Raw genomic sequence first — 26,768 nt, forward strand, 5'->3', positions numbered from 1 at the left:
GGCCAACAGCGCCCGGCCAACCCCGGCCCCGGCGCGGCCGGTCGCCTGCCGCGCGACAGCGGCATCATCGGCGGCCGCCCTGCCCAGACGGGCACCGGGCGCCCCACCGGCCCCGGCCCCCGCGGCACCGTCATCGGCACCGAAACCCCCTACGGCCGCGGACCGGTCGGGGCAGGCGGCGTGGGCGCCGGAGCAGGCGGCACCACCCCCGGCCGGGGCAGCTCGGCCACCGGCCGCCGCCTGGCCCGCGAGAGCGGCGGCGTAGTCGGCGGCACTCCTCAGCAGACCACCCGCAGCAGTCGGGGCCAGTTCACCCCGGGCGGCACCGGCCTCGTACGCGGCATCACCCCCGCAACCCCTCCCCCGCCCGGCACCCGCGCCAAGCCACCACGCCGCGACGACGACCGGACCGATCGTCCAGGCCTGGCCACCGAAGACGAAGCAACCTGGCAGCAGGGCCAACGACCGGCCACCCCACCGGTCATCGACAACTAGCCCCGCCCGCGCCACCCCTCACCGAACACGAGGCAACCAGATGCACCCCCAAAACAGGCGACGACCGGCCCGGATCAGGTCCGCCCTGGCGGCCGGGCTGGGCCTGCTGCTGGCAGGCATCGCGACCGTCCCCGCACAGGCCGACTCCATCCGCGAGGACCAGTGGCACCTGGACGCGATGCACGCCGAGGAGATGTGGAAGACCAGCACCGGCAAGGGCATCGCCGTCGCCGTCATCGACAGCGGGGTCGACAAGTCGGTGCCCGAGCTCCGTGGCCAGTTGCTGGAAGGCAAGGACTTCTCAGGCATGAAGGGGGATTGGTACACCGACTACGACGACCACGGCACAGGGATGGCCTCCCTCATCGCGGGAACTGGCGTACGCGGTAATGGTGTTGGTGTTCACGGTCTGGCGCCGGGGGCCAAGATCCTCCCCATTCGGACGCGCTATGCCCAGCAGGACTTTGGTGGCACCGGCGTATTCATCCGGCATGTGGCACAGTCCATTCGTTTCGCCGCAGACTCTGACGCGAAGATCATCAACCTCTCGCTGGGGAAGACGAACTCACCTGGCAAGAACGATGCCGGTACGCCCGAACTGGCTGAAGCGGTCAGGTATGCCCTCGACCAAGGGAAACTGGTCTTCGCGTCTGCCGGAAACAGGGGGCAGAAGGGGAACACGGTGTCGTACCCGGCCGCGACTCCCGGCGTGGTCGCCGTCGCGGCTGTGGACAAGAACGCCAAGCCCATCGCCATGTCCCAGTGGGGGCCGCAGGTGGACTTGGCCGCCCCCGGTGCAGACATCGCCAGCGCCTGCGCCGGTGGCACGCACTTCTGCCGAGGAAGCGGCACCAGCAACGCGTCCGCCCTCGCTTCCGCCTCCGCCGCCCTCATCTGGTCCAAGCACCCCGACTGGACGAACAACCAAGTACTCCGCGTCCTGATGCAAACCGCTAGCGGCAACGAGAAGGGCCTCTCCCGAGACGACGTAGTCGGCTACGGCGTCATCCGCCCCCGCATCGCCCTCACCAACCCAGGTGACCCCGGCCCCGCCAACGAGTACCCCATCCCCGAGCCCAAACCCACCGCGTCCAAGTCCCCATCCCCAAAGCCCTCAACGCCACCGAGCGCCGACGCCGACGCTGACGCCGAGACGAAGGACCCGTCCGCCCGGCAGGAAGCCACAGCCCCCACCACCACCGACGACAGCAACACGGGCCTCTGGCTGGCCCTGGGTATCGGCGCCGCAGTTCTACTCGGTACGGCGATCGCCGTACCCACCGCCATCCGCAACCGCCGCCAAGGCTGACCCACATCCGGTGACCGCCGGTCGGTCAAGCAACCGGGGTTTGCCCACGAGTCCCGCGGGGCTCCGTTGTGATGGCCCGGGGTCGGTTGAGCGGGGCGGGGCTGCGTTGTGGTGGGCCAGTACCGGATGGGTACCGGTGGCCGCCCGGTTCGTCGGATGGTGGCGGGTCCGGGCCGGGTGTAAAGGGCGCTCCCTTTGGTCGCGTCGGCTGCGCCGATTCCGCTGTCGCTCCACCCTTGACACCCGTCCCGGACCCGCGAGGCTGAGGTACACCGGGCGGCCCAAAAACAGGGCAGCGGGACGGGTAGGGGAGGGGTGGGCGTTTGAGTGCCGGGTGCGGATTGGTTGTTGGGGCGCATGAGGGGGGTGGGTGGTGCGACACCGGCTCAGCGGCTGCGGCGGGTGGGGGTCACGGGTGCGCACGAAGGGGTGGGCGGGTGCTCGCCTCGGCTCAGCGGCTGTGGGCCAGAGGTCGAACGGGCGCACGGGCGCCGGGGGTGGTGGAGCGCGGCTTGCGGCTGCGGGTGGTTGCGATACGCGGGTGGTGGGTGTGGCTTGGCTGTGGTGGTGTCTGCGGCCCCGGCCGGAGGTCGGCAGGGGCGGCGGTCCGTTGTCGGCCGTCGCCCACCCAGGGTGCGGCGCTGAGTAAGGGCCGGGTCAGGGGTCAGGGTCGGTGAGTCGAGCTGGGGGCTGCCCGGCGACCCCCGTCCGACCCAAGTCGGGGGTAAGAGGAGACTTTGGTACAGCAAGCCGCCCCTTTTGCCCGGCTTTTGGTGTACCAAAGTTGCACTTCTCTTCCCGACCTGATCCCACCAGCCCCAGAGGTGCCCTCCCGTCCCACCGGTCGGTGGTCGCCAGGCCGAGTGCCACTCCCACGCGTCGCTCGCGCGCCCGGTCACCCCACCAGCCCGCAGCCGCCAAGCTGGGAACGCTCTCACCCGGCCTTGGTGCGCTCGGATCACCCACGACCCGCAGCCGCCGAGCCGGGGCAGCACAACCCGCTCAGCCTTCGCGCGCACCGACTGCCCCCACGACCTGCAGGCGCTGAGCCGGGGCGAGCACGCATCCACCCCTTCGTGCGCACCCCCAGGCCCCCACCACCCGCAGCCGCCGAGCCGGTGTCGGACCACCCCGCCTCCTCGGGCGCACGCCAGACCCCCACCCGCCGCAGCCGCTGAGCCGGTGTCGCACCACCCATCCCCCTCGTGCGCCCCAACAACCAGTCCGCACCCGGCAGCGAAACGCCCGCCCCTTCCCGGGCCTCCGCCGCCGCCTCCCCTGGGCCGTCCTCCCACGGTCTGCAGAGCGGGGACGGGTCGGGTGTCAAGGGTGGAGCGACAGCGGAATCGGCGCAGCCGACGCGACCGTAGGGAGCGCCCTTGACGGCCGGCCCGGCCCCGCGACCATCGAGACTAGAGGGCGGCCATCCCTGTGCCCTCACGGACACGGGGTAACCCCGACGCCGCCCCGCTCACCCCCGCGTCGTCCACCGCCAGGCTGGTCAGGATTCGATCAACCCTGACGGGGGGCGTGGCTCAGCCGTAGGCTGGCTCTGATGTGAGCCATGCGGAGAGGGGCAATACTGTGCCGTCCGACGCAACTACTCCCGACCCGTCTGCTGAGCCGATCGCGTTCGGTCAGCGGATGCAGGTGCTCCGTACCCGGCGGGGTATGAGCCGTACGGTACTCGCGGGCCGGGTGGGCAAGTCTCCGAGCTGGGTCAAGCAGGTTGAGGGCGGGCGGCTGCAGATGCCGAAGCTCCCCATGGTGCTGCGGATTGCCGAGGCGCTGCGTGTGCGCAATCTCTGTGAGCTCACGGGCGATCAGTCGATGGCCGTAGACCTGTTCGCCGGGCCGGGGCATGGGCGGCTACCGCAAGTCCGGGCCACGATCAACATTTTCCCGCTGGCCAGAGAGCAGGAGGCGCCGCCCGCAGAACACTTGAGGACGCGCCTTGCCCGAGCCTGGCAGGCACGCCATTCCGCACCGAACCACCGCGAGGTCATCGGAGCCCTGCTGCCCGAGCTGATCGGGGACGCACAGCTCGCCGTACGGCAGGCCGAGACGGGCACGGAACGGCGCGTCGCGCAGGGGCTGCTCTCGGAGGTGTACAGCCTGAGCCAGTTCTTCCTCGCGTACCAGCCTGATGCCTCGCTGCTGTGGCGCGTGGTCGAGCGAGGGCTGATCGCCGCGCAGGAGTCGGAGGACCCCCATGCGCTCGGAGTGGCGGCTTGGCTCGCCGCGCAAGCGCATCGTGACAGCGGCCCTGGCCACTTCGAGGAGGCCGACGCGGTGAACCTCGCGACTGTCCGCTATCTGGAACAACTCCTGCCGGACGCCGACGACGATGTCCGCGCCATCACGGGGGCGCTGCAGTTCGAGGCGGGGTACACCGCGGCGCGTCGGGGTGACGCGGGAACGGCGTGGGGTTACTGGGATACGGCACGCGCTGTCGCGGAACGCCTGCCCGCCGACTACTACCACCCGGTGACGTCGTTCTCGCGCGCCATCATGGGTGCGCACGCGGTGACCATCGCGGTTGAGCTGCACGCGGGTGGCGAGAGCGTCAGACAGGCCGCAGCCGCTGATGCGGTGATCATCCCGTCGTGCCCCCGACGGGCTCGGCACCGGATTGAGGAGGCGCGCGCCTACCAACTCGACGGGCAGGCCGAAGCGTCACTGGTGACCCTCGGGAAGGCGTACGAGGCGGCCCCCGAGACTGTTCGTTACAACGGCTACGCCCGCAGGATCGTCCTGGAAGAGGCGGAGTCCAAGAGCCCGGCACAGCGCCGCCGCGCGAGCGAACTCGCGGTGAAAATCGGAGTACTGGCCGCGTGAGGCAGGGGGCACGGAGTGTGCCCCCTGCCAGGGCCTCAGGCTTCTAGGTTCGGTCTGCGTACGACTGAACCTAGAAGCCCCGCGACCGCTGACACGGCGGCCCGGGGCATGGCCAACGCTTCGTAGGAGCGTCGACATGACCGAGCTTATCCACGCCCTGATTTTGTGGGCGAGGCTGGTGTCCGGCTTGCGGGGGTGGGTGCGGTCGCCGCCGCCCCGGACTGCAGCGCTGCCTGCGCTCGACGGGGTGCCCCTGCACCTCGTGCCCGTTCCCGTCCCCGTCGCGCGACGACGTGGACGGGAGTGGCCCCCGGCTCCCCGTTCGCCGTATGGGCTGGACACGCCGCTCGACGGTGAGGAAACAGCTCTCGTCCGCCCGTACTTGGTCGAGTATGAGCAGCGGCAGGAGCGGGCACGTCAGCGGCGGCGGCGCCTGGCTCGGGTACTCGCGGCCGACTTCGGCGTTGACTTTGACCGCCACCTGGTCGGCGCGCGGGGGATGGTGTCATGAGCGCGCAGCAGCAGCCGCGCGACGACGGCAGGCGCCCCGGTCTGACCGTCACGGTCTACCGGGTGAACCCGAACACCGGGGCCCGCACCCCCGCCCGGACGCGGGTCCTGGCGCCCGCCGACACGCCGACACGCCGCCACAGACCCTGGCTTACCCGTCGTGCCAGTGCCCCCGCTGCACCAACAGGGGACCCGATGAGTCCGGCGTGGGGTGCCGAACACGACCGCGACGCGACGGCGTACGCGACGGCCTACGTGGCGCTGCTCGACCACGGCGCCCAGTGCGCGGCGTGCCGCACCACCCCGGCCTTGTGCCCGGAGGGCCAGCGCCTCGCGGACGCGCTGAGAGCCGCACGGAGGGAGGCGCGCCCGTCATGATCTGCTGCCGCTGCGATCGGGCCATCAAGTCGGGCGAGCTGTATGAGAGGCACGTCCACGACCGGGGGACCGGTGCGCCGCTGGTCAACTACAGCCACCGGAACGGGTGTCCGGCGACGGCCTCCGGCCTGAAGCAGGCCCGGTGACGCTGGCGAGTCGTGCTGAGGGGAGTGACTAGATGGGTTGGGACACGCTTCTCCGTGCGCAGGTGTCCCAAACCGTCCAGTCGCTGGCGCTCGATCTCGATAGCTGGTCCTCGGGGGGCCGTCAGGGAGGGCGTCGGCGCCTTCGCAGTTCATGACGTTCTGGGCTGCTTTTCCCACGCCACTATGTCCGGGCCCTCTGCGACGCTAACGCGCCGTTCGCGTGGTCGCGTTGTCGCGTTGTCGCATTCCAGCTCAACCTTTCAATGGAGCGAAGATGCCCCGACGGTGACGATCACCATGGTGAGGGTGAGCTGCGCGCCCCACTGTGCGGCGATGACCCCGGCGCGTAGGCGTTGGGGGCCTTGTCTGTTCCAGCACAGGGCGGTGAAGCCAAGGGCGAGGGCGGACCAGAACGGGACCCAGAAGACGGCGCTCGGGGGTGGGGGGCAGCCGCCCTGGGTGAGGCACTGGGCGGCCTCCGGGGTGGCTAGGGCGATGAGCCAGGAGCCGAGCACCATCGGGAGGAACAGGCCGAGGCCCCAGCCTGCCCAGAGCGTTAGAGCGCGGCTGTTGGGCTGCGGGGCGGCGTCGAGGTCGTCGCCCGTTGTCCGCGTGTGCGCGTGGGTTCCGGGTGTGGTGTCGGTGTCCGGCATGTTGGTCATGGGGTCAGTCAAGTGGGTTGGTGGGAGTGGGGGATCGGGGTGTCTGCTCAGGTGGGGTGAGTATCGGTACTCAGTGGGTGAGGGTTGTGCGGGTCTGCTGCCAGGCGTTTTCCGACAGTAGGGGCCTGAAGCGGGTGAGGAGGGTGAGGAGGTCTGGGCCGTGCTTCGCGCGGAAGTCCGGGTTGGCGTGGGCCAGGTCCAGTTCGTTCGCGGCGGTCAGTTCGGCGAAGTCGCGGAGTTGGGGGAGGGGTGGGGTGAACTTCTTGCCGGTGAAGCGGTCATGGAAGTGGGCGTGGGCGTGGGCGTGGGTGGCGGTCAGGGTTGGGTAGGTGGCGGTGCGGTCGCAGCTTGCGTAGAAGTAGACGAGTTCCTCGGCTTCTTGGCCGATCGCCTCGGTGAGGCGGGGGCGTTCGGACAGGTCGAGGAGCGCGGCGGGGAAGCCGTCGGTGCCGTAGAAGGCGTGGCACAGGCCTGCCAGTTGGAGCGTGGGGCGGGCGCCCCACGTGGCCAGGAGGGTCTGCACGCGGTGAAGGTGGGCGAGGAGTGTGCCGCCGGGGTGTTCTGTGGTGTCGGCGCCGCAGGTGATGAGGAGGGCGGTGGCCGCCTGGGCGCGGGCGGAGGGCTCGGTCACGGGGGACGACATGAGGACATGATGGCGAAGGGCGGGCTATCCCGGGGCTGTTTCCCCGAGGCAGCTCGCCCGCCCCAGTGGAGCCCGCGTTACTGGCTGGTTGCCTGACGCCGACTTGTCTCTCGGTACGTTCGGGCCTAACCGCCTGACGGCCGAGGAACGTCCCCGTCGTGCGCGTACCGAGGGAATCCCCAGGCCCCTGACATGGGAGAAGACGACATGAGTTCCGCAGCCACCGAGCAGAAGTTCGCCGACGGGTACCTGAGCGAGAAGGTTCAGGGGCTGGGCATCGCCCGGGCGTACACCCGGGCCCAGGGGAACACGCTTTACTACCTGGACGAGCACGGCGAGGAGGCCGCCGTGCTCGACTACGTCGGTGGCTTCGGCTCGCTGATGTTCGGACACAACAACCCCGAGATCAACGCGCACGCCAAGGCCATCCTGGACGCGCAGACCCCCGTCTTCACGCTGATGCTCGGCCATTCCTACGCCAACGAGGTGGCCACGGCGATCAACAAGATCGTGCAGCGCGAACTGGACACGGACGAGCCCCACTACAGCCTCTTCGCCAACAGCGGTGCCGAGGGCGTCGAGATCGCCATCAAGCACACCGAGCTGGACCGTGGCATCCGGATCGCCGAGCTGCTCGACGACGTCGAGGCGCACATCGAGGCTGCCCGCGCCGCGGTGGACTCGGGCGCGGCCACCCTGCCCGACGGCGCCGCCTCCTTCGACGCGCTGGCCGCCGACGTACGGGCGAGGAACACCGAACTCGCGGAGCGCGCACCGGTGTTCCTCGCGCTGGAGCGGGCCTTTCACGGCAAGCTCACCGCGAGCGTGCAGCTCACCTACAACCCGGACTATCGCACCCCGTTCAAGGCGCTCGCCGCGCAGAGCCGCTTCGTGCCGGCCGACGAGCCCGAGACGCTGCGCGAGGTCGTCGCTCAGGAGCGCCGTAACGGCCTGGATGTTGTGGTGAGGGAGGGGCAGATCGTTGTCGTAGAGCGGGACTTTCCCGTCATCGGCGGCTTCTTTCTTGAAGTCATTCGTGGCGAGGCGGGCATCTGGCCGGTCAGTCGGGAGTTCGCCCAGGAGGTGCGCGAGACCGCCGATGACCTTGGCTGCCCGCTGGTCGTCGACGAGATCCAGAGCGGTCTGGGCCGCACCGGCGCGTTTCTCGCCAGCACCCACATCGGGCTTCAGGGCGACTACTACGTGCTGGCCAAGAGCCTGGGCGGCGGCATCGCCAAGACCGCCGCAGTGATCATCCGCGAGAGCCGGTACCGCAAGGACTTCGAGCTGATCCACAGCTCCACCTTCGCCAAGGACAGCTTCTCCAGCCTGATCGCCATCAAGGTGCTGGAGATGCTGGAGGCCGACGACGGCAAGGCGTACAAGCTGGCCGCCGAGCTGGGCCGCAAGCTCACCGCCGTACTGGAGTCGCTGCGCGCCGACTTCCCCGACGTCTTCAAGGACGTCCGGGGAACCGGCCTGATGCTCGGCCTGGAGTTGCACGAGCAGCCGGATTCGGCGTCCGGGATCATCCGTGAGATCTCCGACGGCGGCGGCCTCGGCTACGTCGTCTCCGCGCACATTCTGCGCGAGCACCTCATCCGCATCTTCCCGACCGCCAGCGCGGGCAACACGCTCCGCCTGGAACCCTCCATCTATCTCACGGACGCGGAGATCGACCGTCTGGACGTCGCCCTGCGCGCCACGGCCAAGGTGCTGCGTGACGCGGACGGCCAGCGCCTGGTCGGCGCCTGACCCCAGGGTTCCCCCTACGGAACAGGGGTACCCCGCCCGTAGGGAACAGGGATACCCCGCACGGAAGCGGCCGCCGACACCAGTCGNCGGCGGCCGCTTCCGTCTGCGGTTACGGCGGACGGTGGTTCAGGCGAGCCGCGTCGCCTGCTCGGCCGCCCGCATGCCCGTCTCGATCGCCCCGTCGACAAAGCCGAGCCAGCCGCTCGCGATGCCGTCATTGGCGAAGGACAGGCGGCCGTGCGGGCGCTGCACCGCGGGCAGATGGCGGGTCAGCTGGCCGGGGCGGCGCAGGGCCCAGCCACCGCGGCTGAACTCGTCGCGGCCCCAGTCCGCGTACTTGTACTCGACGACCCGCGCACCCGGCACCAGCCGCTTCACGGCCGCGGAGACCTGTGCGGCGTCGCGTACGTCGAAGCCCGGGTCCTGGCTGAAGCCGATCATCAGCTGCTCGCCACCGTCGAGCTGGTAGTACGAGAACAGCGACGAGATCTGCGCGCCCTCCCCCGCGTGGGCGGAGACGAGGCCGACGTCGCCACGTACCCGCAGCCAGAACTTCGCGCTGTTCGGCACGCCGCTGCCCTGCTGGGCGACCTCGGCGTGGACCGGGGGCAGGCCCGGAGCGAAGGCGATGTCCTTCCACACGTTCGCCGGGACGGCGATGACCGCGACGGGGGCGGTGTAATGGCGTCCAGCGCGGGTGACGACGGTGATCTCACGGCCGTCGTCGGTGACCGACCTGACCGGAGAGTTGAGGACCAGCCCGGGCCGGGCGTCCGCGAGCATCGCGTGGAGCAGGCCGCTCATGCCCGTCTCGCCGCTCTGGCCGATCAGCGTGTTCCAGCCGGTGGCGTCGTGGCCCGGCAGTGCCCACCACTGGGCCAGCGCGGTGTAGCCGCCGTTCCGGCTGTCACCGCCGGAGTAGGTCGCGGTGGTACCGCTCAGCCACAGTTCGTCGCGGGTGCCCAGGCTCAGTTGACTGATCCGGTCGCGCAGCGACAGGTGGTCCAGCGCGCGTACCTTGTCCGCCGCTGCCAGGGGTTCCAGTGGGCGGGGGAGGAACTGCTCGGTGTCCGCGAACAGTTGGGTAAGCAGCTCGTCGTTGCGGGCGAAGGCGAACGCCGGGTCGAAGTCGGCGAAGCCGCCGTCGCCGTCGGGGAAGACGGCCCGCTCGGGGGCTATGCCGCCAGGGACCAGGTTGACGCCGTACCGGGAGAGTTCCCGCGCCACCAGCGCCTGGTGCTGCGAGAACCACCCCGCGCCCAGCTCGATGCGCTTGCCGGCGAAGGACTCGGTCCAGGTCCGGCCACCTATTCGGCTCTTCGCCTCGACTATCAGCGGGCGCAGTCCACGGGCCCGTAGCTCGCGCGCGGCGGTGATGCCCGCGAAGCCCGCGCCGACCACGATCGCGTCGAAGCGGTGGCTCTCCTCACTGGCCCGCGCGACGGCCTGTTCGGTGGCCTGTTCGGTGGCCCCTGCGGCTCCCGTGCCCGCCGCCCCGAGTACGGTCGCGCCCGCGGCGGCGGCCGCGACCTTCAGAGCGGAACGGCGGTCGAGACCCGATGCAGAATCTTCCGTGCTCATGTGCTCCCCTTGTCAGGATTGAGTTCAGGAGTGGGTTCAGAAGTGGGTTCAGGAGTGCGTGGTGGACGACGTTCTTGTGCCGTAATGCGGAGGCAGGCGCCGCGATCAGCGGTCCAGCGCCCGCCAGCCGCCGGGACCGGTGATGTCGGTCCCGGCGGCTGGCGGGCCCCGTAGGGGGCGTACGGAGATCCGTCCCTAGCTGACCTGGGCGGTCTCGGTCTGGTGCCCCTGCCGCGAAAGGGGCGTCCCCGCCGCCTCGTCGGCCGCGGCATCGGCCGCAGCGTCCTCAGGCGCCTCCTCCTGAGACGCGTCGTCCTCGGCTCCGGCCGACGGCACATGGCGCAGGGCGACCATGGCCATGACCGCCAGCAGCAGGACGATGCCCGCACTGACGGCAGCGATGACGGACATACCGGAGAGGAACGCCTCACGCGCCGCGCTCAGGACACTCGCACCCACCTCGGAGGGCACGTCCGTGACCACCGCCGACGCGCTGGCCAGCGAGTCCTCGGTAGCGCTGACGACGTTGCCGGGAAGTCCCTCGGGGACGTCCACCTGGCTGGCGTACACCGTCGCGCCGAGGCTGCCGAGAGCGGCGATGCCGAGGGATACGCCGAGCTCCATGCTGGTCTCGGACATGGCGGACGCGGAGCCCGCCTTCTCCGGGGGCGCGGAGGCGACGACCAGGTTGGTGCCGAGCGCCATCACCGGACCCGTACCGAGGTACAGGACGGCGAAGCCGACGACCACGAGCCACAGACCCGTGTCGGGGGCGACGAAGGCGAGCAGCAGGTAACCCGTGGCGGACACGAGCAGCGCGCCGCCGACGACGAAGCCGGGACGGATCCGCTGGGCGATCGCCGGGGCGACCGTGGAGGTGATGACCATGCCGATGGCGGCGGGCAGCAGCCACATACCGGACTTCAGCGGCGAGAGCCCCTCGACCAGTTGGAGGTACTGCGTGACGAACAGGTAGATGCCGCCGATCGCGACCAGACCGAGCAGCAGCACGCCGAGCGCCACCGCGAAGCTCCGGTTGGCGAACAGCCGCATGTCGAGCAGCGGGTTCTCCAGCTGGCGCTGGCGCCGCACGAAGACCACGGCGAAGGCGAGGCCGACGACCAGCGCCACGACGGACGCCGCCATGTGTTCACCCTTGGCGACCTCCTTGATGCCGTACACCAGCGGCAGCATGGCGAGCAGCGACAGCGCGACGCTGGCGAGGTCCATACGGCCCGCGTCCGGGTCCTTGTGCTCGGGCAGCAGGATCGGGCCGAGCACCACGAGCAGCAGCATCACGGGAACGCCCAGCAGGAACACGGAGCCCCACCAGAACGACTCCAGCATCACGCCGCCGACCAGCGGGCCGATCGCGATGCCGACGGAGAAGCAGCTGGCCCAGGCACCGATGGCCATGCCGAGCTGCTTGGGGTCCCGGAACATGTTGGTGATCAGGGCCAGCGTGGCCGGCATCAGCGTCGCACCGGCGAGTCCGAGCAGCGCGCGGGTGACGATCAGCATCTCGGCGCTGGTCGAGTAGGCCGCGAGGGCTGAGGCCACACCGAATGCGAGCGCGCCGGTCAGCAGCAGCTTGCGGCGGCCGATGCGGTCCCCGAGGGTGCCCATCGTGATCAGGAACCCGGCCACCATGAAGCCGTAGATGTCCATGATCCATAGCGCTTGTGTGCTGCTAGGCGCCAGGTCGGCACTGATGTGCGGCACCGCCAGGAACAGGACCGTCACGTCCAGTGACAGCAGGAGGGTGGGAAGTGCTAGGACGGCCAGGCCCAGCCACTCCCTCGGGCCGGCACGCAGACCAACAGCGGCCGAGGCGTTCGCACTCATCACGGATTCCTTCTCCTCAGTCCTACACGGGGGCGTGACCACACACGGGGAGGTTCGTGTCCACACGCCTGGGGTCACGGACCACCATCCCCCCGCCGGTTCTGTGGCAGATCTGACGCTGGCCTTGACTCAGTCTTTGGACGGTCATTGACCTGTCTTGGCTCAGTTCGCGGCCCTCTCCGCGGACGGAGGGGGAACCCATGACCGATTAGTGGGCGCCTCCGGATACGTTCGCGGCGAGGTTCAGCCACCACGGTTCAGCCATCGCCGTCGCGCCACCGTCACGCCGTCGTCGTCACCGCCGTCACCTTCGTAGAGAGTCCGGGGAGATGCCCATGACCGAGGAAACGTTCGACTACATCATCGTGGGCGCCGGTTCGGCTGGCTGCGTGCTCGCGGCCCGGCTGTCCGAAGACCCCTCCGTGACCGTCGCGCTCGTCGAGGCCGGGGACTCCGGCGACGACGAACGGTCCATCCAAGTGCCCTGGCTGGCTCCTACGTTGATGGGTTCCGCGTACGACTGGGCGTTCAGCACCACCGCCCAGCCGGGGCTGGGCGGCCGGGAGGTCTTCTACCCGCGCGGCAAGGTGCTGGGCGGCTCCTCGGCGATCAACTTCATGATGTGGATACCGGGGCATCGGCTGGACTTCGACGACTGGAACGAGGCCGTAGGCGACAGCTGGTCCTGGGGCCGGGTGGAACCGTACCTCCGTAAGTCGGAGCGGTGGGCCGGGGAGTTCGAGCCGGGCCGGACGTACGGCACCGAGGGGCCGCTGTGGATCGCGCCGCCGCAGGACCCCGACCCCACCACCGAGTCGTTCCTCCAGGCGTGTGCCGAGCTCGGTCTGAAGGAGATCGACGGCGGGCTCGGTGGCCCAGGTGGTACCGGCACCTCGGTCACCCCCCTCAACCAGTACCGGGGCGCCCGCTGGAGCGCCGCCGACGGATATCTGCGCCCCGCCCTGAAGCGTGCGAACCTACGCCTGATCAGCGGGGTGAGGGTGGATCGGGTGACCCTGACAGACGGCCGGGCGACCGGCGTCGAGCTGGCCGGAACCCGGATCGCCGCGCGCCGGGAGGTCATCCTCAGCGCGGGAGCGGTGGGCTCCCCGCATCTGCTGCTGCTGTCCGGCGTCGGCGATCCGGACGAACTGCGCCGGGCCGGGGCCGAGTTGACGGCCGCGCTCCCTGGCGTGGGCAGGAATCTGTCGGACCACCTGATCCTGGACCTCGCGGTGGACACCACCGCCCCCGTCGCCCTCGCCGACGCCGACACCGAGGCCAACCGCAAGCGGTACGAGGAGGACCGCCGCGGCCCGCTCACCTCCAACGTCGCCGAGGCGGTCGCCTTCCTCCGCGCGGACGGTGAGCCGGGCGCCCCGGACCTCGAACTGATCTGGACCCCGGTCGCGTTCACCGAGGACACCGAGTCCGGTACCCGCCCCGGCCTCACCATCGGCGTGGTTCTGCTGCGCCCGGAAAGCCGGGGCAGCGTCGGCCTCGCCTCCGCCGACCCGGCCGCGCCGCCGGTGATCGATCCCGGTTACCTGAGCGCGCCCGCCGACGTGCACACCTTCCGCGCCGGAGTCCGCTTCGCGGAGCGGGTGTTCGGCGCGGGGGCGCTGCGCCCGCTCGCGGGTGAGGCGCTCGGTGACTGGCGGCCCGGGCTGGATGACACAGAGGTGGAGGGTTATGTGCGGGCCGCCGCACAGACGCTGTTCCACCCTGTGGGCACCTGCCGTCCCGGGCCCGCGGGCGACGCGTCGGCCGTGGTGGACGAGCGACTGCGGGTCCACGGCGTGGCGGGGCTGCGGGTGGTGGACGCGTCGGTGATCCCCACCGTGCCGCGCGGCCACACCCACGCGTCGGTCGTCATGGTCGCCGAGCGGGCGGCGGAGCTGATCCGCGAAGCGGCCGACTGACCGGCTCCCAGGGGGCCCGCGCACCCGCGCACGGTGTGCGGGTGCGCGGGTGCGCGGGGCCGGTGTGCGGGGCGGGGGTTATTCCTGCCTGCGGCCGCGGTTGCCGGGGCGGCTGGCGACCCAGGTGCGGACGGTATCCGCGTACCAGTAAGGCTTGCCGCCCTCGACGTGGTCGGGGGGAGGGAGCAGGCCGTGCTTGCGGTAGGAGCGCACGGTGTCCGGTTGCACCCGGATGTGTGCGGCGATCTCCTTGTACGACCAGAGTCGGCGTTCGGTCATCGGTGGAACCTCCATGTACGCGCCGCAGCGGCGGCCGGGGGAGCCGTCGGGGAGCGATCACTCAGCCTGTGCCCGATGAACGACAGTCAGTGACTGTGCGGAGTGCATTGTTGACCAGCCGTGACGGGAAACCCGCGTGAACGTGACATGTGTGACGGGAGCGGGATGTTGGTTACTTCTGTGGTGCTTGTGGCTTCTGGGGTGGTGTGGCTTCTGGGGTGGTGTGGGTGCCGTGGTGGCGTGGGTGCTGTTACGCGCCGCACCCGCGGAGGTAGCGGCGCGTGCGGTGGGCGATCGGGAAGGGGCGGTCGGGGGGACACGGGTACATGTCCTGCTCGACGATCGCGAAGAGGTCGATGTTCAGGGCCTGGGCCGCCCGTAGGACCGGAGGCAGATCGGGCACGCCTCCCGGTGGCTCGCACATCACGCCCCGGGCCACCGCCGGTCCGAACGGCAGGTCCTCGGCCCGTACCTCCGCCAGGACCCGCGGGTCCACCTGCTTCAGGTGCAGGTAGCCGAGACGCGGGCCGTACGTCTCGATCAGCCTGACGCTGTCCCCGCCGCAGTACGCGTAGTGGCCGGTGTCCAGGCACAGCGCGACCAGGTCCGCGTCCGTGGCGTCGAGGAAGCGGGCGACGTGCGGCTCGGTGTCGATGTGGGTGTCCGCGTGGGGGTGGACGACGATACGCAGCCCGAAGCGCTCCCGTACCTCCCGGCCCAGGCGCTCGGTGCCCGAGGTGAGCCAGCGCCACTGCTGGGGCGTCAGTTCGCGGTCCTCCAGGAGCTTTCCGGTCTTGTCGTCACGCCAGAAGGAGGGGATGACGACCAGTTGGTCCGCACCCATCGCGCGGGTCAGCTCGGCAACGGGCGCGACGTGCGCCCAGGTTGTGTCCCATACGGCGGGCCCGTGGTGCAGCCCGGTGAAGACGGTGCCCGCCGAGACCCGCAGCCCGCGGCGCGCGGTCTCCTCGCGCAGACGGGCGGGATCGGTGGGCAGATAGCCGTACGGGCCGAGCTCGATCCACTCGTAACCGGACTCCGAGACCTCGTCGAGAAAGCGTCGCCAGGGGACTTGGCGCGGGTCGTCCGGGAACCACACCCCCCAGGAGTCGGGGGCGGAGCCGATGCGGATACGTGACAGGGGCGACGGCAGCGTCATAGGCGTCAGCTTTCAGGCGGGGGGAAATAGGTGTCAAGAGCTTCAATGGCGTGTAGGTCTGTATGTAAGGACATAGCGCGAAGGACATAGGGCAAACGGCAAGGAGGGGCGTGGACGGTGACCGCTGACGACGCGTACGACGTCATCGCGATGGGACGGATCGGGGTTGATCTCTACCCCCTGCGGACCGGAGTTCCGCTGGCGCAGGTCGACACCTTCGGCAAGTTTCTCGGCGGTTCCGCCGCCAACGTGGCCGTCGCGGCGGCCCGACTCGGGCGGCGTACGGCGGTGATCACCCGTACCGGTGAGGACGCGTTCGGCGGGTATCTGCACCAGGCGCTGCGTGAGTTCGGTGTCGATGACCGATGGGTGACGGGGGTGCCGGGGCTGCCGACGCCGGTGACCTTCTGCGAGGTCTTTCCGCCGGATGACTTTCCGCTGTACTTCTACCGCCAGCCGAAGGCCCCCGACCTGGAGATCTACGCCGATGAGCTGGACCTCGACGCGATCGGCTCGGCGCGCGTCTTCTGGGTGACCGGGACCGGGCTGAGCGAGGAGCCGAGCCGCTCGGCGACGCTCCAAGCCCTCAAGCACCGGGCCGGACTCGGGGCGGGGGTCACCGTCTTTGACCTGGACTGGCGGCCGATGTTCTGGGGAGACACAGCCCGGAACGACCCCGGCCAGGCCCGCACCTACTACACGGCCGCCCTCTGCCACGCCACCGTCGCCGTGGGCAACCTGGACGAGTGCGAGGTCGCCACCGGCGAGCGCGCCCCGCACGCCGCGGCCCGCGCGCTGCTCGACGCGGGCGTCGAGCTCGCCGTCGTCAAGCAGGGCCCCAAGGGCGTCCTGGCCATGAACAGCGCGGGCGAGAGCGCCGAGGTCCCGCCCGTGCCCGTCGAGGTCGTCAACGGGCTCGGGGCCGGAGACGCCTTCGGCGGCGCGCTGTGCCACGGGCTCCTGGCCGGGTGGGACCTGGAGCGGACGATGCGGTACGCGAACGCCGCCGGGGCCATCGTGGCGTCCCGACTGGCTTGCTCGTCCGCCATGCCGTACCCGGACGAAGTGGCCGCCGTACTGGAAGGTGGACAGTGACCATCGTCGAAGGCAGTTGAGTTGAGGGGAGCCGGGATGCATCTACCCGCGGGCAGTACGGCCAGTGGGCCATACGCGCTGGACATCGATCCCAAGCGGGCCGGTTGGGGGTACGCCAGCCTGCGGGTCATCGAGCTGCCGCCCGGCGGCAGCCATCAGCTGGCCACCGGGGACAGCGAGTGGATTGTGCTGCCGCTCAGTGGTGGATGTACCGTACAGGTGAATGGTGAGTTCTATGAACTCCTGGGTAGGGAAAGCGTGTTCAGTGGGATCAGCGACTTCGCGTACGTACCACGCGACGCCCACGCCCAGATCGCCTCCGGCGCGGGAGGCCGTTTCGCCCTGGCAGGAGCGAAGTGCGAGCGCAGACTCCCCGCCCGCTACGGCCCCGCGCCGGAGGTCCCCGTCGAGCAGCGGGGCAGCGGCGACTGCGCCCGCGAGGTGCACAACTTCGGGGCGGCGGGCGTCTTTGCCTGCGACCGGCTGATCGCCGTCGAGGTGCTGACGCCGGGCGGCAACTGGTCCTCGTACCCGCCGCACAAGCACGACGAGCACCGGCCAGGCGAGGAAGCCGAGCTGGAGGAGATCTACTACTTCGAGATCGCGGACGAGCAAGGGCGCCCAGGCCTCGGCTACCAGCGCGTGTCGCCGTCCAGGCCGGGCGGCGCCGATCTGCTCGCCGAAGTCCGCAGTGGCGACGCGGTGCTGGTGCCCGACGGCTGGCACGGACCGTCCATCGCCCAGCCGGGCCATCCCATGTACTACCTGAACGTCATGGCGGGTCCGGGCGACGAGCGCGCCTGGCGGATCAGCTTCCACCCCGACCACTTGGAGGGATACCGGTGAAGCCACAGACAGCGGTGAAACCGGTGAATACGGTGAAACTCACCGTCGCCCAGGCGCTGGTGGCGTTTCTCGCGCGCCAGTACACCGAGCGGGACGGCGTCCGGCAGCGGCTGATCACCGCCACCTGGGGCATCTTCGGACACGGCAACGTGGCCGGGATCGGGCAGGCGCTGGTCGAGTACCGCGACGAGATGCCGTACCACCAGGGCCGCAACGAACAGGCCATGGTGCACGCGGCCGTCGGGTACGCCCGCCACAGGCGCAGGCTCTCCGCGCACGCGGTCACGACGTCGATCGGGCCCGGCGCGACCAATCTGGTCACCGGCGCGGCCCTGGCCACCATCAACCACATCCCCGTACTGCTGCTGCCCGGGGACACCTTCGCCACCCGGCCCGCCGACCCGGTGCTCCAGCAGCTCGAAGTGCCGTACGCGGGTGATGTGTCGGTCAACGACTGCCTGCGCCCGGTGTCGCGGTACTTCGACCGGGTCACCCGCCCCGAGGCGCTGATCCCGGCCGCGCTGGCGGCGATGCGGGTGCTGACGGACCCGGCGCAGACGGGCGCGGTGACGCTGGCGCTGCCGCAGGACGTACAGGCCGAGGCGTACGACTGGCCCGAGGAGTTCCTCGCCGAGCGGGTGTGGGGCGTACGCCGCCCGGCTCCCGATCCGCGCGAGCTCGCGGCGGCCGTGCGGGCGGTACGGGAGTCCCGCCGCCCGCTGATCGTCGCGGGGGGCGGCGTCCGGCACAGTGAGGCGGAGTCCGCACTCGGGGCGCTGGCCGACGCGACCGGTATCCCGGTGGCGTCGACCCAGGCGGGCAAGGGCTCGCTCACCTTCGACCACCCCGCCGACCTGGGCGGCATCGGCCACACCGGCACCGCGACGGCCGACGCGCTGGCCCGTACCGCCGACCTGGTGATCGGGGTCGGGACCCGGTACACCGACTTCACCACCGCCTCGGGCACGCTGTTCGGCGAGCGGGCCCGGTTCGTCAACCTCAACATCACCGGGTTCGACGGTCACAAGATGGGCGCCCTGCCGCTGGTCGCCGATGCCCTTACCGGGCTTGAAGCGCTCACCGAGGCCCTGCGCACCGCCGTCCACCACGTCGACCCCGCCTACGAAGCCGAGTACACCGACCACAAGGCCCGCTGGGAACGCCAGGTCGACGCCGCCTACGCCACCCCTGACCCGGACGCCCGCCCCACCCAGGCCCAGGTGCTCGGCCTGCTCGACGAGCTGGTCACCGGCGACGACGTGATCATCAACGCGGCCGGTTCACTCCCCGGCGACCTGCACAAACTCTGGCGCACCCGCTCCAGCGGCCAGTACCACGTCGAGTACGGCTACTCCTGCATGGGCTACGAGATCCCCGCCGCCATCGGGGTGGGGCTGGCCGACTCCGGGCGGCCCGTCTGGGCGCTGGTCGGGGACGGGACGTATCTGATGATGCCCACCGAAATCGTCACCGCCGTACAGGAGGGGATCGCCATCAAGGTGGTGATCCTGCAGAACCACGGGTACGCGTCCATCGGCGGGCTCTCCGAGGCCGTCGGCGGTGAGCGGTTCGGCACCGCCTACCGGTTCCGGGCGGACGACGGTACGTACACCGGCGCGCCGCTGCCCGTCGATCTCGCCGCCAACGCGGCCAGCCTGGGGATGCGCGTGATCCGCGCCCAAACGGTTCGTGACCTGCGCGAAGCGCTGCGCGAGGCACGGGCGGCCACGGGCCCCACAGGTGTCTATGTGGAGACCGAAACGGCAGACACAGTGTCGGGCGTGCCGCCCGCACAGGCGTGGTGGGATGTTCCCGTAGCCGAGACCGCGCGCCGCACGCCCGCGGTCACGGCACGCGAAGAGTACGACCGGCATGTCACCACCCGACGCCGTCACCTGTGAGGAGTACGTCATGACGAAGACCGTCAACCACTGGATCGGTGGCAAGACCGTCGAGGGGGCGTCCGGTACCCACGGGCCGGTCACCGACCCGGCCACCGGCAAGGTCACCACTCAGGTCGCCTTCGCGTCCGTGGACGAGGTGGACGCCGCGGTCGCCGCCGCGCGGGAGGCCTACGCGAGCTGGGGCACCTCGTCGCTGGCCCAGCGCACCAGCATTCTGTTCAAGTTCCGCGCGCTGCTCGACGCGCATCGCGACGATATCGCCGAGCTGATCACCGCCGAGCATGGCAAGGTGCACTCGGACGCGCTGGGCGAGGTGGCCCGCGGTCTGGAGATCGTGGACCTGGCCTGCGGGATCACGGTTCAGCTCAAGGGCGAGCTGTCCACGTCCGTGTCCAGCCGGGTGGATGTCGCCTCGATCCGGCAGCCGCTGGGTGTCGTCGCCGGGATCACGCCGTTCAACTTCCCGGCCATGGTGCCGATGTGGATGTTCCCGATGGCCATCGCCTGTGGGAACACCTTCGTACTCAAGCCGTCCGAGAAGGACCCGTCCGCCTCGATGAAGATCGCCGAACTGCTGGCGGAGGCGGGGCTTCCGGACGGTGTGTTCAATGTGGTGCACGGCGACAAGGTGGCCGTGGACCGGCTGCTTGAGCACCCGGACGTGGCGGCCGTGTCGTTCGTCGGCTCGACGCCGATCGCCCGCTACATCCACACCACGGCCTCGGCCAACGGCAAGCGGGTGCAGGCTTTGGGCGGCGCCAAGAACCACATGCTCGTCCTGCCCGACGCCGACCTGGACGCGGCCGCGGACGCGGCGGTGTCGGCGGCGTACGGCTCGGCTGGCGAGCGCTGTATGGCGATCTCCGCGGTGGTGGCGGTCGGTGGGATCGGTGACGCGCTGGTGGACAAGATCCGGGAGCGTGCCGAGAAGATCAAGATCGGGCCCGGCAACGACCCGGCCTCCGAGATGGGGCCGCTGATCACCGCCGCGCATCGCGACAAGGTCGCGTCGTATGTGAAGGGCGCCGCTGACCAGGGCTGCGAGGTCGTGCTCGACGGCACCGGGTACACGGTCGAGGGGCATGAGGACGGGCACTGGATCGGGCTTTCGCTGCTCGACCGGGTTCCGGTCACCGCCGACGCCTACCGGGACGAGATCTTCGGTCCGGTGCTGTGCGTCCTGCGGGCCGAGACGTACGACGAGGGCGTGGAGCTGATCAACGCCTCGCCGTTCGGGAACGGCACGGCCATCTTCACCCGCGACGGCGGGGCGGCCCGGCGCTTCCAGTTGGAGATCGAGGCGGGGATGGTCGGCGTCAACGTGCCGATTCCGGTGCCGGTGGGCTACCACTCGTTCGGCGGCTGGAAGGATTCGCTCTTCGGCGACCACCACGTCTACGGCAACGACGGCACGCACTTCTACACGCGCGGCAAGGTCGTCACGACTCGCTGGCCCGACCCGTCGGACTCGCCGTCCGCGGTGGACCTGGGCTTCCCCCGCAACCACTGAGGCACCTGGGGCCACAGGACCAGGCCCGGGCTCGGCCCCCAGGCTCGGGCGCGGGCCACATGAGAACGGAACCAAGCCCAGGTCGGCGGTCGTGCGTGCCGCCGATCTTGGCTTGGCCGTCCTCCCGCAGGCTTAGCCCTGCGCGTCACCTTGCATGCCGCCCTGCACACTGCCTTGCACGCCGCCCTGAGCCCCACCTTGTCCGGCCTTGACCTCGTCGGTCACGTCGCCGGTCTCGGCGGCGGGCGGTGCCGTGATCTTCTTGGCGGCGCCGAACTTCTCGAAGTCCATCGTCACCGTCATGGCGCCCATCTTCTGCTTGATCCGGACCGGCAGGTCCTTGCCGTCCACCCAGATCTCGATGTCGATCTCGGCGTTCCCGGCGAGCTGGCCCATCGCCGAGTCGTTGTCGAGACCGAAGGCGGTCTGCGGGAGCGCCGCCTTGTAGTGCGTCGCCTTCCTGCCGCCGACCGTCTCCTCACCGAGGTTCTCGACGTCGTTCGCGTGCTTGATACCGCGCAGCCCGGCCGTCGGGTCCGCGTTCTGCGACTGGAGGTTCGCGGACGCCTCGTCGCCCATCACCGCGGACGCGTCTATCTTCATCCACTGCTTGCCCTGAAGCGGGCCGCTCGGCTGCGGGTTCACCTTGTAGTAGTACGAACCGTCGACGAACAGCGACCGGACGGTGTCGCCGGAGACGAGCGCCTGCATGCCCGATGCCTTGGCGTCCATCTCGACGTCAAAGCCGAGGCCGTCGCCCCAGGTGTAGGTGCCGTCCATGGAGATCGGCTGGCCGTTGCCGAGATCCGTGGCCATGGAGACCTCGGCGGACCCCATCTTGTCCGTCTTGGTCGTGGCGCGCAGGAGCGCTGCCGGAACGGCGCTGCCAGCCTTCTCCTTGACGCCTTCGGCCGTCTCCTTGACGGAGTCGGAGCCGCAGGCCGTCGCGCCCGCCGCGATCGTGACGGCTGCCGCGCAGGCCACGAGGGTCCGCATCTTCATGTCTGTCCACCCCTGGATGTCTGTGAACTCGTCTGTGGACCCGTCTGAGAGCCACCGCGAGCCACGTCGGTGAGTTCGCCTCTGATTCTCCTGTGTGTCCGCGGCGGACTCTAGTAGAGAGGTCGGACACTCGATCGAGCCGGGGACTGCCGGAACCCGGCAGTCCCCGAGTCTGGGTCAGGCCGGCACCGCGGTGGTGACGGTGGAGGTGAAGACGGTCTCGCCCTCTTGATGGGCCCTCACCACCAGGCCGCTGTTCAGGCCGGTGGGGTCGTCCGCGGGGTACTCGGCCTCGATCCAGCAGGGGCTACCGAACTCGACGTACCGGGAGAAGGTGCTGTGCACGGACGTGGGCAGCAGCGGGGCGTCGCCCGGTGCCATCGCGTGCGCCACCTGTCGGGCGGCCTCCAGCAGGACCATTCCGGGGACGTGGTCGACGTAGTGGTCGAAAAGGACGGGGTGTTGGGTGTCGACCCGCAGTTGCCAGCACCGCGGGTGAGCGGCGGGCCCCAGGACGACGTCTGAGCCAGACGAGCGGCCAACCCGGGCGGGTGGGACGGGGGTGCCGGGGAGCAGCGGCACAGCGGCGGTCGCCAACCGCGCACCACGCAGCCTGCGGTAGAGCTCCGGCGATGCGCAGGTGTAGCCGAGGCCGCCGGTCGCGATGACCCGCCCGTCGTGGCGGATCGCGACCTCGTAGCGCAGTCCTGTCAGCCTGGTGCCGCGCCTGCGAATCTCGCTACAGACGACGTCAAGTTCGAGGTCAGCAGGACGGGCCCCGATGGCCAGGTGCCCTGGTATGACCGTGTAGTTGAGATCCCACATCAGGAACTGGTGGTCGAGGGGTACCCCAAAGGCTGAGTGGCCCAGCAGGGTGCCTACCTGCCGAATCGTTTCGGCGGCCAGCATTGGGTCGTAGTGACCCGATACGGGGGCGAAGAAGCTGTGGGCTCGCGGCCACTGCGCCGATATCACGTAGTGGTCGTCGGCGAGCTGCCGGCAACCCGTCAGGAAGACCTCGGCCACGGCGGCGCGGTGGACCAGCTGCCGGGGCACCGTCGAGGTGAGAGTGGAGTGCGAAGGCTCGGCGAGAGCGGAGCCTAAGGCGAGTGAATGGTCGTGTGTGGCAGCAAGCGTCTGCGTCATGACTTCCCCCTGAAGGACCTGACCGAATAGGCATGTGCTGCGCCCTGCCCGATGAAAGATACGTACTCCTCGGTTTGATTCGCAACAGATTCCGTGGCTGAGGTTTGATGGTGGCGCGCACCTCGCGACACGGAGATCTGGAAGCGCATCGTCCGATTCGCTCAGCAACACCCCTGGGTATCCTGGTCATTGGGGTGTGCGGGTTCGCGTGGCGCATGGGGGAAGTTTACGGATCAACAAGAGTGAGGGCTTGGCTGGAAGGTTGTGTCGACACCTTTCCGGAGCGTAACATCCGTACTCCCCGGTTTTTATTGGCGTGACTGGAGAATGCTGTGGATCACGTGGAGCAGCTGCGGCTCGCCGCTGTGAACATCGACGGAGTACTCCTGAACGACACGTTCAGTCCCGTTATCCACCAGTTCATCACTCGGCGCGGCGGTCGCTACGACGCGGCCGTGGAGCGGGAGATCTTCTCCCAGCCTCAGCGTGTCGCCTGCCGCGCGCTCGGCGCCGCCGCCGGACTCGACCTGACCGAGGACGAGATCCTGGCGGCCTACTTCGCGGAGCGGGACGCCTACCTCGCGGACGAGCCGATCCGTGTCTTGGACGGGGCCGTTGAACTCCTGCACAGGCTGCGCTCTTTGGGGCTGTGGACGGTGTGTTACGGCGGCTTGGACAAGACCCACTTCGACCGCCATGCGGGCGAGCTCGCCGAACTCTTCGACGGTCCGCGGTACGTCTGCACCAACGACTTCCGCCCGGGGGTCGCGGAGATCACCACCGAGGTGTTCTCACTCCACTTCGACCAGGTGGTGTTCATCGACGACGTGGCGCGCGTCGCCGAGACAGCCAAAGAGCTCGACGTGCCGTTCATAGGCCATCCCAGCGACTTCGCGCACGGCTTCCAGCGCCAGTTGATGCGCGAGGCCGGCGTGCGGCATCTTGTGGACTCGCTGGCGGGCATTGACGAGCACCTCCTGCGCACCGTGGACAGGGAGGCGGCCACGGGCACCGCCTGGACCTGAGGGCCCGTCTCTGAGCGCCCTGCCGATTCAGTCCCGTTACGGAGGAATGACCATGACTGAGGACCACCGCCTGCTGCCCGCCAAGGTCGCCCTGATCACCGGCGCGAGCAGCGGCATCGGGGCCGCGGCCGCCCGGGTGTTCGCGCGCGAGGGGGCCAAGGTGGTGCTCATGGCCCGCCGCGCGGAGCGGCTCGAGAAGCTCGTCGCCCAGCTGCGCGCCGGTGGGGCCGAGGCCGAGTACGTCGTTGCCGACGTGACGCGGGCGGCGGACACGGCCCGGTCAGTGGCCCATGCCGTCTCCCGATTTGGGCGACTGGACGTGGCCTTCAACAACGCCGGTTGGGGGGTGGGGCGCACCCCGCTGCATGAGATGGGGGACGAGCTCTACGACCAGATCATGGACGTCAACGTGCGCGGGGTGTGGAACTGCCTGCGTGACGAGCTCGCCGCGATGCTGGAGTGCGGCGGCGGCGCGATAGTCAACAACGCCAGCGTGGGCGGTCTTCTCGCGACCCCGGTGGCGGCGCCCTACGTCGCGTCGAAGCACGCGGTGATCGGCCTCACCAAGGCAGCCGCCGCGGAGTACGCGGACCGGGGGATCCGCGTCAACGCGGTCGCCCCCGGCACCACGCGGAGCGAGGTGGTGGCGGAGTGGTTCGCAAACAATCCCGGCATCGAGGAGGTGCTGCACGCGGCGACACCGCAGCCGCGCACCGCGGAGCCCGAGGAGATCGCCGAGGCCGTGGCCTTTCTCTGTAGTGACCGTGCCTCGTTCGTCACCGGCGTCACGGTGCCGGTCGACGGCGGTTTCACCATTATTTGACCGTGTCACGAGGGGTGGCGTTGATTACATACTGACTCGTTGGTTTTAATGGCCTGTCCCACATACGTGCGTGGCGCGTATTGATCGCCCGACAGTAAGGGCTTGCACAGTTAGGACAGCCAGGTGGCGAAACAGGATCGCGGGATCCGTACCCGCCGAGTGATCTTGGAGGCGGCGGCCGAGGTCTTTGAGGAGCGCGGGTACGACGCAGCGAAGATCACCGACATTCTCACGCGAGCAGGGGTGACCAAGGGAGCGCTGTACTTTCACTTCGACTCCAAGAAGGCCCTGGCACTGGCGGTGCTGGACGCACAGGTGGCCCAAGCCCCCCGGCAACTCCCGCAGGCGTCTAAGCTGCAGGAGTTCGTTGACCTGGGCATGGTCTTCGCTCATCGCCTCAGCTATGACCCACTGGTCCGCGGCAGCGTCCGGCTCACCTTGGACGACATGGGGGTGCAGCTCGACCGCAGCGGCCCGTATGTGGCTTGGGCTGAGATCCACACGCGCACGCTTCAGGAGGCAAGGGACCGGGGGGAACTGCTCGCGCATGTCGACCCGGTCGAGAGTGCCATCCTCCTGGTCGGGGCTTACGCGGGGGTCAACATGATGGCCCGGACGACGAACAAGCGTCACGAGCTGGATCAGCGAGCCTCGACTCTCTACCGGCACCTGATGCCCAGCATCGCGGTTCCCGCGGTGCTGGCCACGCTCGATATGGCGCCGGGGCGCGGGGCGCGCGCTCTGGCTGAGGCGGAGGGGACCGCCGCCGTCCGCGACGAGGTGGTTGCACCGGTGGACGGCTGAGGTTCTGCCTGGGGGCCCTGGCGGCAGACTGGAGAGTCTGTTCGTCAGGGTTCGGCCAGGTCGATGCGGCGTCCAGCGGACCGGGCAGGCCCGACAGGCCCTAGGGGTGTGCGGCGGTGTCCGTGGGGGCGGCGGCTGGTTCGGGGACGCGTGGGACAGCCTGCGCGGCAGTCCATGCCGACTCTGAGCCGGCCGGGTCCAGTTGGCCGAGAGCTTCCGGTGTCGCCATCCGGGGTAGCTGCAACTGCCAGAAGCCGGTGAGTGAGCCTCTGGAGATCCACGCCTGGTCGGAATCGCTCAGTACCTCGAAGCCCACGGTGGCGGCGACGATCGCCGAGGCCGTGTGCTGGCGCGACAGTTCGGGGTTGAGCCACCCGTCACGGGCCGCCTCGGTGAGAAGCCGATGCACACACGTCTGCCACTCGAGGTGCAGATCGAGCCGAGAGGCGTGGCCGTCGCAGTTGAGCCGCAGCCCGGCCTTGGCGACGACGTTCTCGCGTAGCACCTGGGCCAGTGCGTGTGAGGTGTCGACCAGCGCCTGGAGCCCGGACACGCGCCCCTCGCCGCTCCGTCGGGCCACGGTGTGCAGGGTGTGGGAGGCCTCCGTCTCCACGGCCTCGGCCAGTGCGGCCTTGCTGGGGAAGTGGAAGTACAGAGCCCCCGAACTGACGCCGCTCAGTCGGCTGATGGCGGTCATGCTGGCCTCCGTGTAGCCGTGCTGGCGGAAAGCCCTGGCGGCGGACACGATGAGCTGGCTACGGGTACGGACAGCGCGTTCCTGCTTGCTCACGATCAGTCCTCGCGGTGCTGAGGGCTCGAAGGGGTGGATGTCATGGGTGGCAATGAAACCAACCTCTAGGTATTTATTCCAGTCGTGCGCCCTGTTTGTACAGTAAAGACTTCCTGAAGTGGGTGGGAGCTGGTGGATGCTCCGGGGACTGCTCTCTGCTTGAGCCTCCGATGTGGGTCTATTTGCCCTGGTTTGGCGGCAGGTTGAGCTCTTGAGTCTTTGACAAACCGACGCAGCGGTTTGTAATCTCTCGTTAGATCGTGGGTGCGTGGCAGCACTCGGCCGCGCGAATCGAGGGGGA

General features: G+C 69.8%; 21 protein-coding genes and 1 pseudogene. 13 read left to right on the forward strand and 9 right to left on the reverse strand.

What is annotated here, in order from left to right:
- The 4 genes and pseudogenes from GCN81_RS32040 to GCN81_RS32590 all read left to right on the forward strand — a co-directional run.
- Window positions 1–495 (forward strand): annotated as a pseudogene (locus GCN81_RS32040) (hypothetical protein); the annotation flags it as partial.
- Window positions 496–535: 40 nt separating this feature from the next.
- On the forward strand, window positions 536–1,804 hold the full coding sequence (gene mycP / locus GCN81_RS27085; RefSeq protein WP_156727205.1) for a type VII secretion-associated serine protease mycosin: 1,269 nt from the start codon (window positions 536–538) through the stop codon (window positions 1,802–1,804).
- A 1,584-nt stretch (window positions 1,805–3,388) separates the two neighbouring features.
- Window positions 3,389–4,642: a helix-turn-helix domain-containing protein gene (locus GCN81_RS27090; RefSeq protein WP_267904605.1), complete on the forward strand. Its 1,254-nt coding sequence runs from the start codon at window positions 3,389–3,391 to the stop codon at window positions 4,640–4,642.
- A gap of 507 nt (window positions 4,643–5,149) precedes the next feature.
- Complete coding sequence (locus GCN81_RS32590; RefSeq protein ID WP_231626998.1) at window positions 5,150–5,530, forward strand: hypothetical protein; 381 nt, start codon at window positions 5,150–5,152, stop codon at window positions 5,528–5,530.
- A gap of 406 nt (window positions 5,531–5,936) precedes the next feature.
- On the opposite strand, the gene GCN81_RS27100 is transcribed toward GCN81_RS32590, so the two are convergent.
- Entirely contained in the window at window positions 5,937–6,338 is a 402-nt protein-coding gene (locus GCN81_RS27100) for a hypothetical protein (RefSeq protein WP_156727207.1), read from the reverse strand.
- A 70-nt stretch (window positions 6,339–6,408) separates the two neighbouring features.
- Window positions 6,409–6,981, reverse strand: a complete 573-nt coding sequence (locus GCN81_RS27105) for a DUF6817 domain-containing protein (RefSeq protein WP_156727208.1) — start codon at window positions 6,979–6,981, stop codon at window positions 6,409–6,411.
- Window positions 6,982–7,188: 207 nt separating this feature from the next.
- On the opposite strand from GCN81_RS27105, the gene GCN81_RS27110 reads away from it, so the two are divergent.
- A complete protein-coding gene (locus GCN81_RS27110; protein ID WP_156727209.1) occupies window positions 7,189–8,736 on the forward strand; it encodes an aspartate aminotransferase family protein in 1,548 nt (515 codons plus the stop codon).
- 126 nt (window positions 8,737–8,862) lie between these two features.
- On the opposite strand, the gene GCN81_RS27115 is transcribed toward GCN81_RS27110, so the two are convergent.
- Window positions 8,863–10,317, reverse strand: coding sequence for a flavin monoamine oxidase family protein (locus GCN81_RS27115; RefSeq protein ID WP_156727210.1), 1,455 nt, complete (start codon window positions 10,315–10,317; stop codon window positions 8,863–8,865).
- Window positions 10,318–10,512: 195 nt separating this feature from the next.
- Window positions 10,513–12,162: an MFS transporter gene (locus GCN81_RS27120; protein ID WP_156727211.1), complete on the reverse strand. Its 1,650-nt coding sequence runs from the start codon at window positions 12,160–12,162 to the stop codon at window positions 10,513–10,515.
- A 335-nt stretch (window positions 12,163–12,497) separates the two neighbouring features.
- Between GCN81_RS27120 and GCN81_RS27125 the strand changes: the two genes are divergently transcribed.
- On the forward strand, window positions 12,498–14,084 hold the full coding sequence (locus GCN81_RS27125; protein ID WP_156727212.1) for a GMC family oxidoreductase: 1,587 nt from the start codon (window positions 12,498–12,500) through the stop codon (window positions 14,082–14,084).
- A 78-nt stretch (window positions 14,085–14,162) separates the two neighbouring features.
- On the opposite strand, the gene GCN81_RS27130 is transcribed toward GCN81_RS27125, so the two are convergent.
- Together GCN81_RS27130 and GCN81_RS27135 are read right to left on the reverse strand one after the other, a co-directional pair.
- Window positions 14,163–14,363 (reverse strand): helix-turn-helix transcriptional regulator, encoded by a 201-nt coding sequence (locus GCN81_RS27130; protein WP_156727213.1) that lies wholly within the window; start codon window positions 14,361–14,363, stop codon window positions 14,163–14,165.
- 250 nt (window positions 14,364–14,613) lie between these two features.
- Window positions 14,614–15,522 (reverse strand): sugar phosphate isomerase/epimerase family protein, encoded by a 909-nt coding sequence (locus tag GCN81_RS27135; protein ID WP_156727214.1) that lies wholly within the window; start codon window positions 15,520–15,522, stop codon window positions 14,614–14,616.
- A gap of 117 nt (window positions 15,523–15,639) precedes the next feature.
- Between GCN81_RS27135 and iolC the strand changes: the two genes are divergently transcribed.
- Genes iolC through mmsA form a run of 4 tightly spaced genes read left to right on the forward strand, consistent with a single transcriptional unit; the run spans window position 15,640 to window position 20,877 of the window.
- Entirely contained in the window at window positions 15,640–16,617 is a 978-nt protein-coding gene (gene iolC / locus GCN81_RS27140) for a 5-dehydro-2-deoxygluconokinase (RefSeq protein ID WP_267904606.1), read from the forward strand.
- Between the two features lie 36 nt (window positions 16,618–16,653).
- The gene (iolB, locus tag GCN81_RS27145) at window positions 16,654–17,463 is read left to right on the forward strand and encodes a 5-deoxy-glucuronate isomerase (protein ID WP_156727215.1); all 810 of its coding nucleotides are present in this window, start codon (window positions 16,654–16,656) and stop codon (window positions 17,461–17,463) included.
- Window positions 17,464–17,477: 14 nt separating this feature from the next.
- A complete protein-coding gene (iolD, locus tag GCN81_RS27150; protein ID WP_407698024.1) occupies window positions 17,478–19,364 on the forward strand; it encodes a 3D-(3,5/4)-trihydroxycyclohexane-1,2-dione acylhydrolase (decyclizing) in 1,887 nt (628 codons plus the stop codon).
- Window positions 19,365–19,374: 10 nt separating this feature from the next.
- A complete protein-coding gene (mmsA, locus tag GCN81_RS27155) occupies window positions 19,375–20,877 on the forward strand; it encodes a CoA-acylating methylmalonate-semialdehyde dehydrogenase (protein ID WP_156727217.1) in 1,503 nt (500 codons plus the stop codon).
- Between the two features lie 132 nt (window positions 20,878–21,009).
- Here the strand turns inward: mmsA and GCN81_RS27160 are convergent, their stop codons facing one another.
- Together GCN81_RS27160 and GCN81_RS27165 are read right to left on the reverse strand one after the other, a co-directional pair.
- The gene (locus GCN81_RS27160; protein WP_231627000.1) at window positions 21,010–21,879 is read right to left on the reverse strand and encodes a LolA-like protein; all 870 of its coding nucleotides are present in this window, start codon (window positions 21,877–21,879) and stop codon (window positions 21,010–21,012) included.
- A gap of 177 nt (window positions 21,880–22,056) precedes the next feature.
- Complete coding sequence (locus GCN81_RS27165; RefSeq protein WP_231627001.1) at window positions 22,057–23,025, reverse strand: ScbA/BarX family gamma-butyrolactone biosynthesis protein; 969 nt, start codon at window positions 23,023–23,025, stop codon at window positions 22,057–22,059.
- Between the two features lie 341 nt (window positions 23,026–23,366).
- Between GCN81_RS27165 and GCN81_RS27170 the strand changes: the two genes are divergently transcribed.
- From GCN81_RS27170 to GCN81_RS27180, 3 genes are all read left to right on the forward strand, one after another.
- A complete protein-coding gene (locus GCN81_RS27170) occupies window positions 23,367–24,050 on the forward strand; it encodes an HAD family phosphatase (RefSeq protein ID WP_156727231.1) in 684 nt (227 codons plus the stop codon).
- A 52-nt stretch (window positions 24,051–24,102) separates the two neighbouring features.
- Complete coding sequence (locus tag GCN81_RS27175) at window positions 24,103–24,873, forward strand: glucose 1-dehydrogenase (protein WP_156727218.1); 771 nt, start codon at window positions 24,103–24,105, stop codon at window positions 24,871–24,873.
- Between the two features lie 123 nt (window positions 24,874–24,996).
- Window positions 24,997–25,677: a ScbR family autoregulator-binding transcription factor gene (locus GCN81_RS27180; protein ID WP_156727219.1), complete on the forward strand. Its 681-nt coding sequence runs from the start codon at window positions 24,997–24,999 to the stop codon at window positions 25,675–25,677.
- Window positions 25,678–25,777: 100 nt separating this feature from the next.
- Here the strand turns inward: GCN81_RS27180 and GCN81_RS27185 are convergent, their stop codons facing one another.
- A complete protein-coding gene (locus tag GCN81_RS27185; RefSeq protein ID WP_156727220.1) occupies window positions 25,778–26,467 on the reverse strand; it encodes a ScbR family autoregulator-binding transcription factor in 690 nt (229 codons plus the stop codon).
- Between the last annotated feature and the right edge of the window lie 301 nt (window positions 26,468–26,768).

Origin of the sequence: Streptomyces apocyni (assembly GCF_009739465.1) — a bacterium.
GTDB classification, from domain to species: domain Bacteria; phylum Actinomycetota; class Actinomycetes; order Streptomycetales; family Streptomycetaceae; genus Streptomyces; species Streptomyces apocyni.

Excerpts from the sequence above, each read along its gene's own strand:
- GCN81_RS27110 (WP_156727209.1), top strand. The coding sequence starts at position 7,189 with ATGAGTTCCGCAGCCACCGAGCAGAAGTTCGCCGACGGGTACCTGAGC.
- iolB (WP_156727215.1), top strand. The coding sequence starts at position 16,654 with ATGCATCTACCCGCGGGCAGTACGGCCAGTGGGCCATACGCGCTGGAC.
- mycP (WP_156727205.1), top strand. The coding sequence starts at position 536 with ATGCACCCCCAAAACAGGCGACGACCGGCCCGGATCAGGTCCGCCCTG.
- mmsA (WP_156727217.1), top strand. The coding sequence starts at position 19,375 with ATGACGAAGACCGTCAACCACTGGATCGGTGGCAAGACCGTCGAGGGG.
- GCN81_RS27105 (WP_156727208.1), bottom strand. The coding sequence starts at position 6,981 with ATGTCGTCCCCCGTGACCGAGCCCTCCGCCCGCGCCCAGGCGGCCACC.
- GCN81_RS27120 (WP_156727211.1), bottom strand. The coding sequence starts at position 12,162 with ATGAGTGCGAACGCCTCGGCCGCTGTTGGTCTGCGTGCCGGCCCGAGG.
- GCN81_RS27175 (WP_156727218.1), top strand. The coding sequence starts at position 24,103 with ATGACTGAGGACCACCGCCTGCTGCCCGCCAAGGTCGCCCTGATCACC.
- GCN81_RS27130 (WP_156727213.1), bottom strand. The coding sequence starts at position 14,363 with ATGACCGAACGCCGACTCTGGTCGTACAAGGAGATCGCCGCACACATC.
- GCN81_RS27160 (WP_231627000.1), bottom strand. The coding sequence starts at position 21,879 with ATGAAGATGCGGACCCTCGTGGCCTGCGCGGCAGCCGTCACGATCGCG.
- GCN81_RS32590 (WP_231626998.1), top strand. The coding sequence starts at position 5,150 with ATGAGCGCGCAGCAGCAGCCGCGCGACGACGGCAGGCGCCCCGGTCTG.
- GCN81_RS27115 (WP_156727210.1), bottom strand. The coding sequence starts at position 10,317 with ATGAGCACGGAAGATTCTGCATCGGGTCTCGACCGCCGTTCCGCTCTG.
- GCN81_RS27165 (WP_231627001.1), bottom strand. The coding sequence starts at position 23,025 with ATGACGCAGACGCTTGCTGCCACACACGACCATTCACTCGCCTTAGGC.
- GCN81_RS27100 (WP_156727207.1), bottom strand. The coding sequence starts at position 6,338 with ATGACCAACATGCCGGACACCGACACCACACCCGGAACCCACGCGCAC.
- GCN81_RS27125 (WP_156727212.1), top strand. The coding sequence starts at position 12,498 with ATGACCGAGGAAACGTTCGACTACATCATCGTGGGCGCCGGTTCGGCT.
- GCN81_RS27135 (WP_156727214.1), bottom strand. The coding sequence starts at position 15,522 with ATGACGCTGCCGTCGCCCCTGTCACGTATCCGCATCGGCTCCGCCCCC.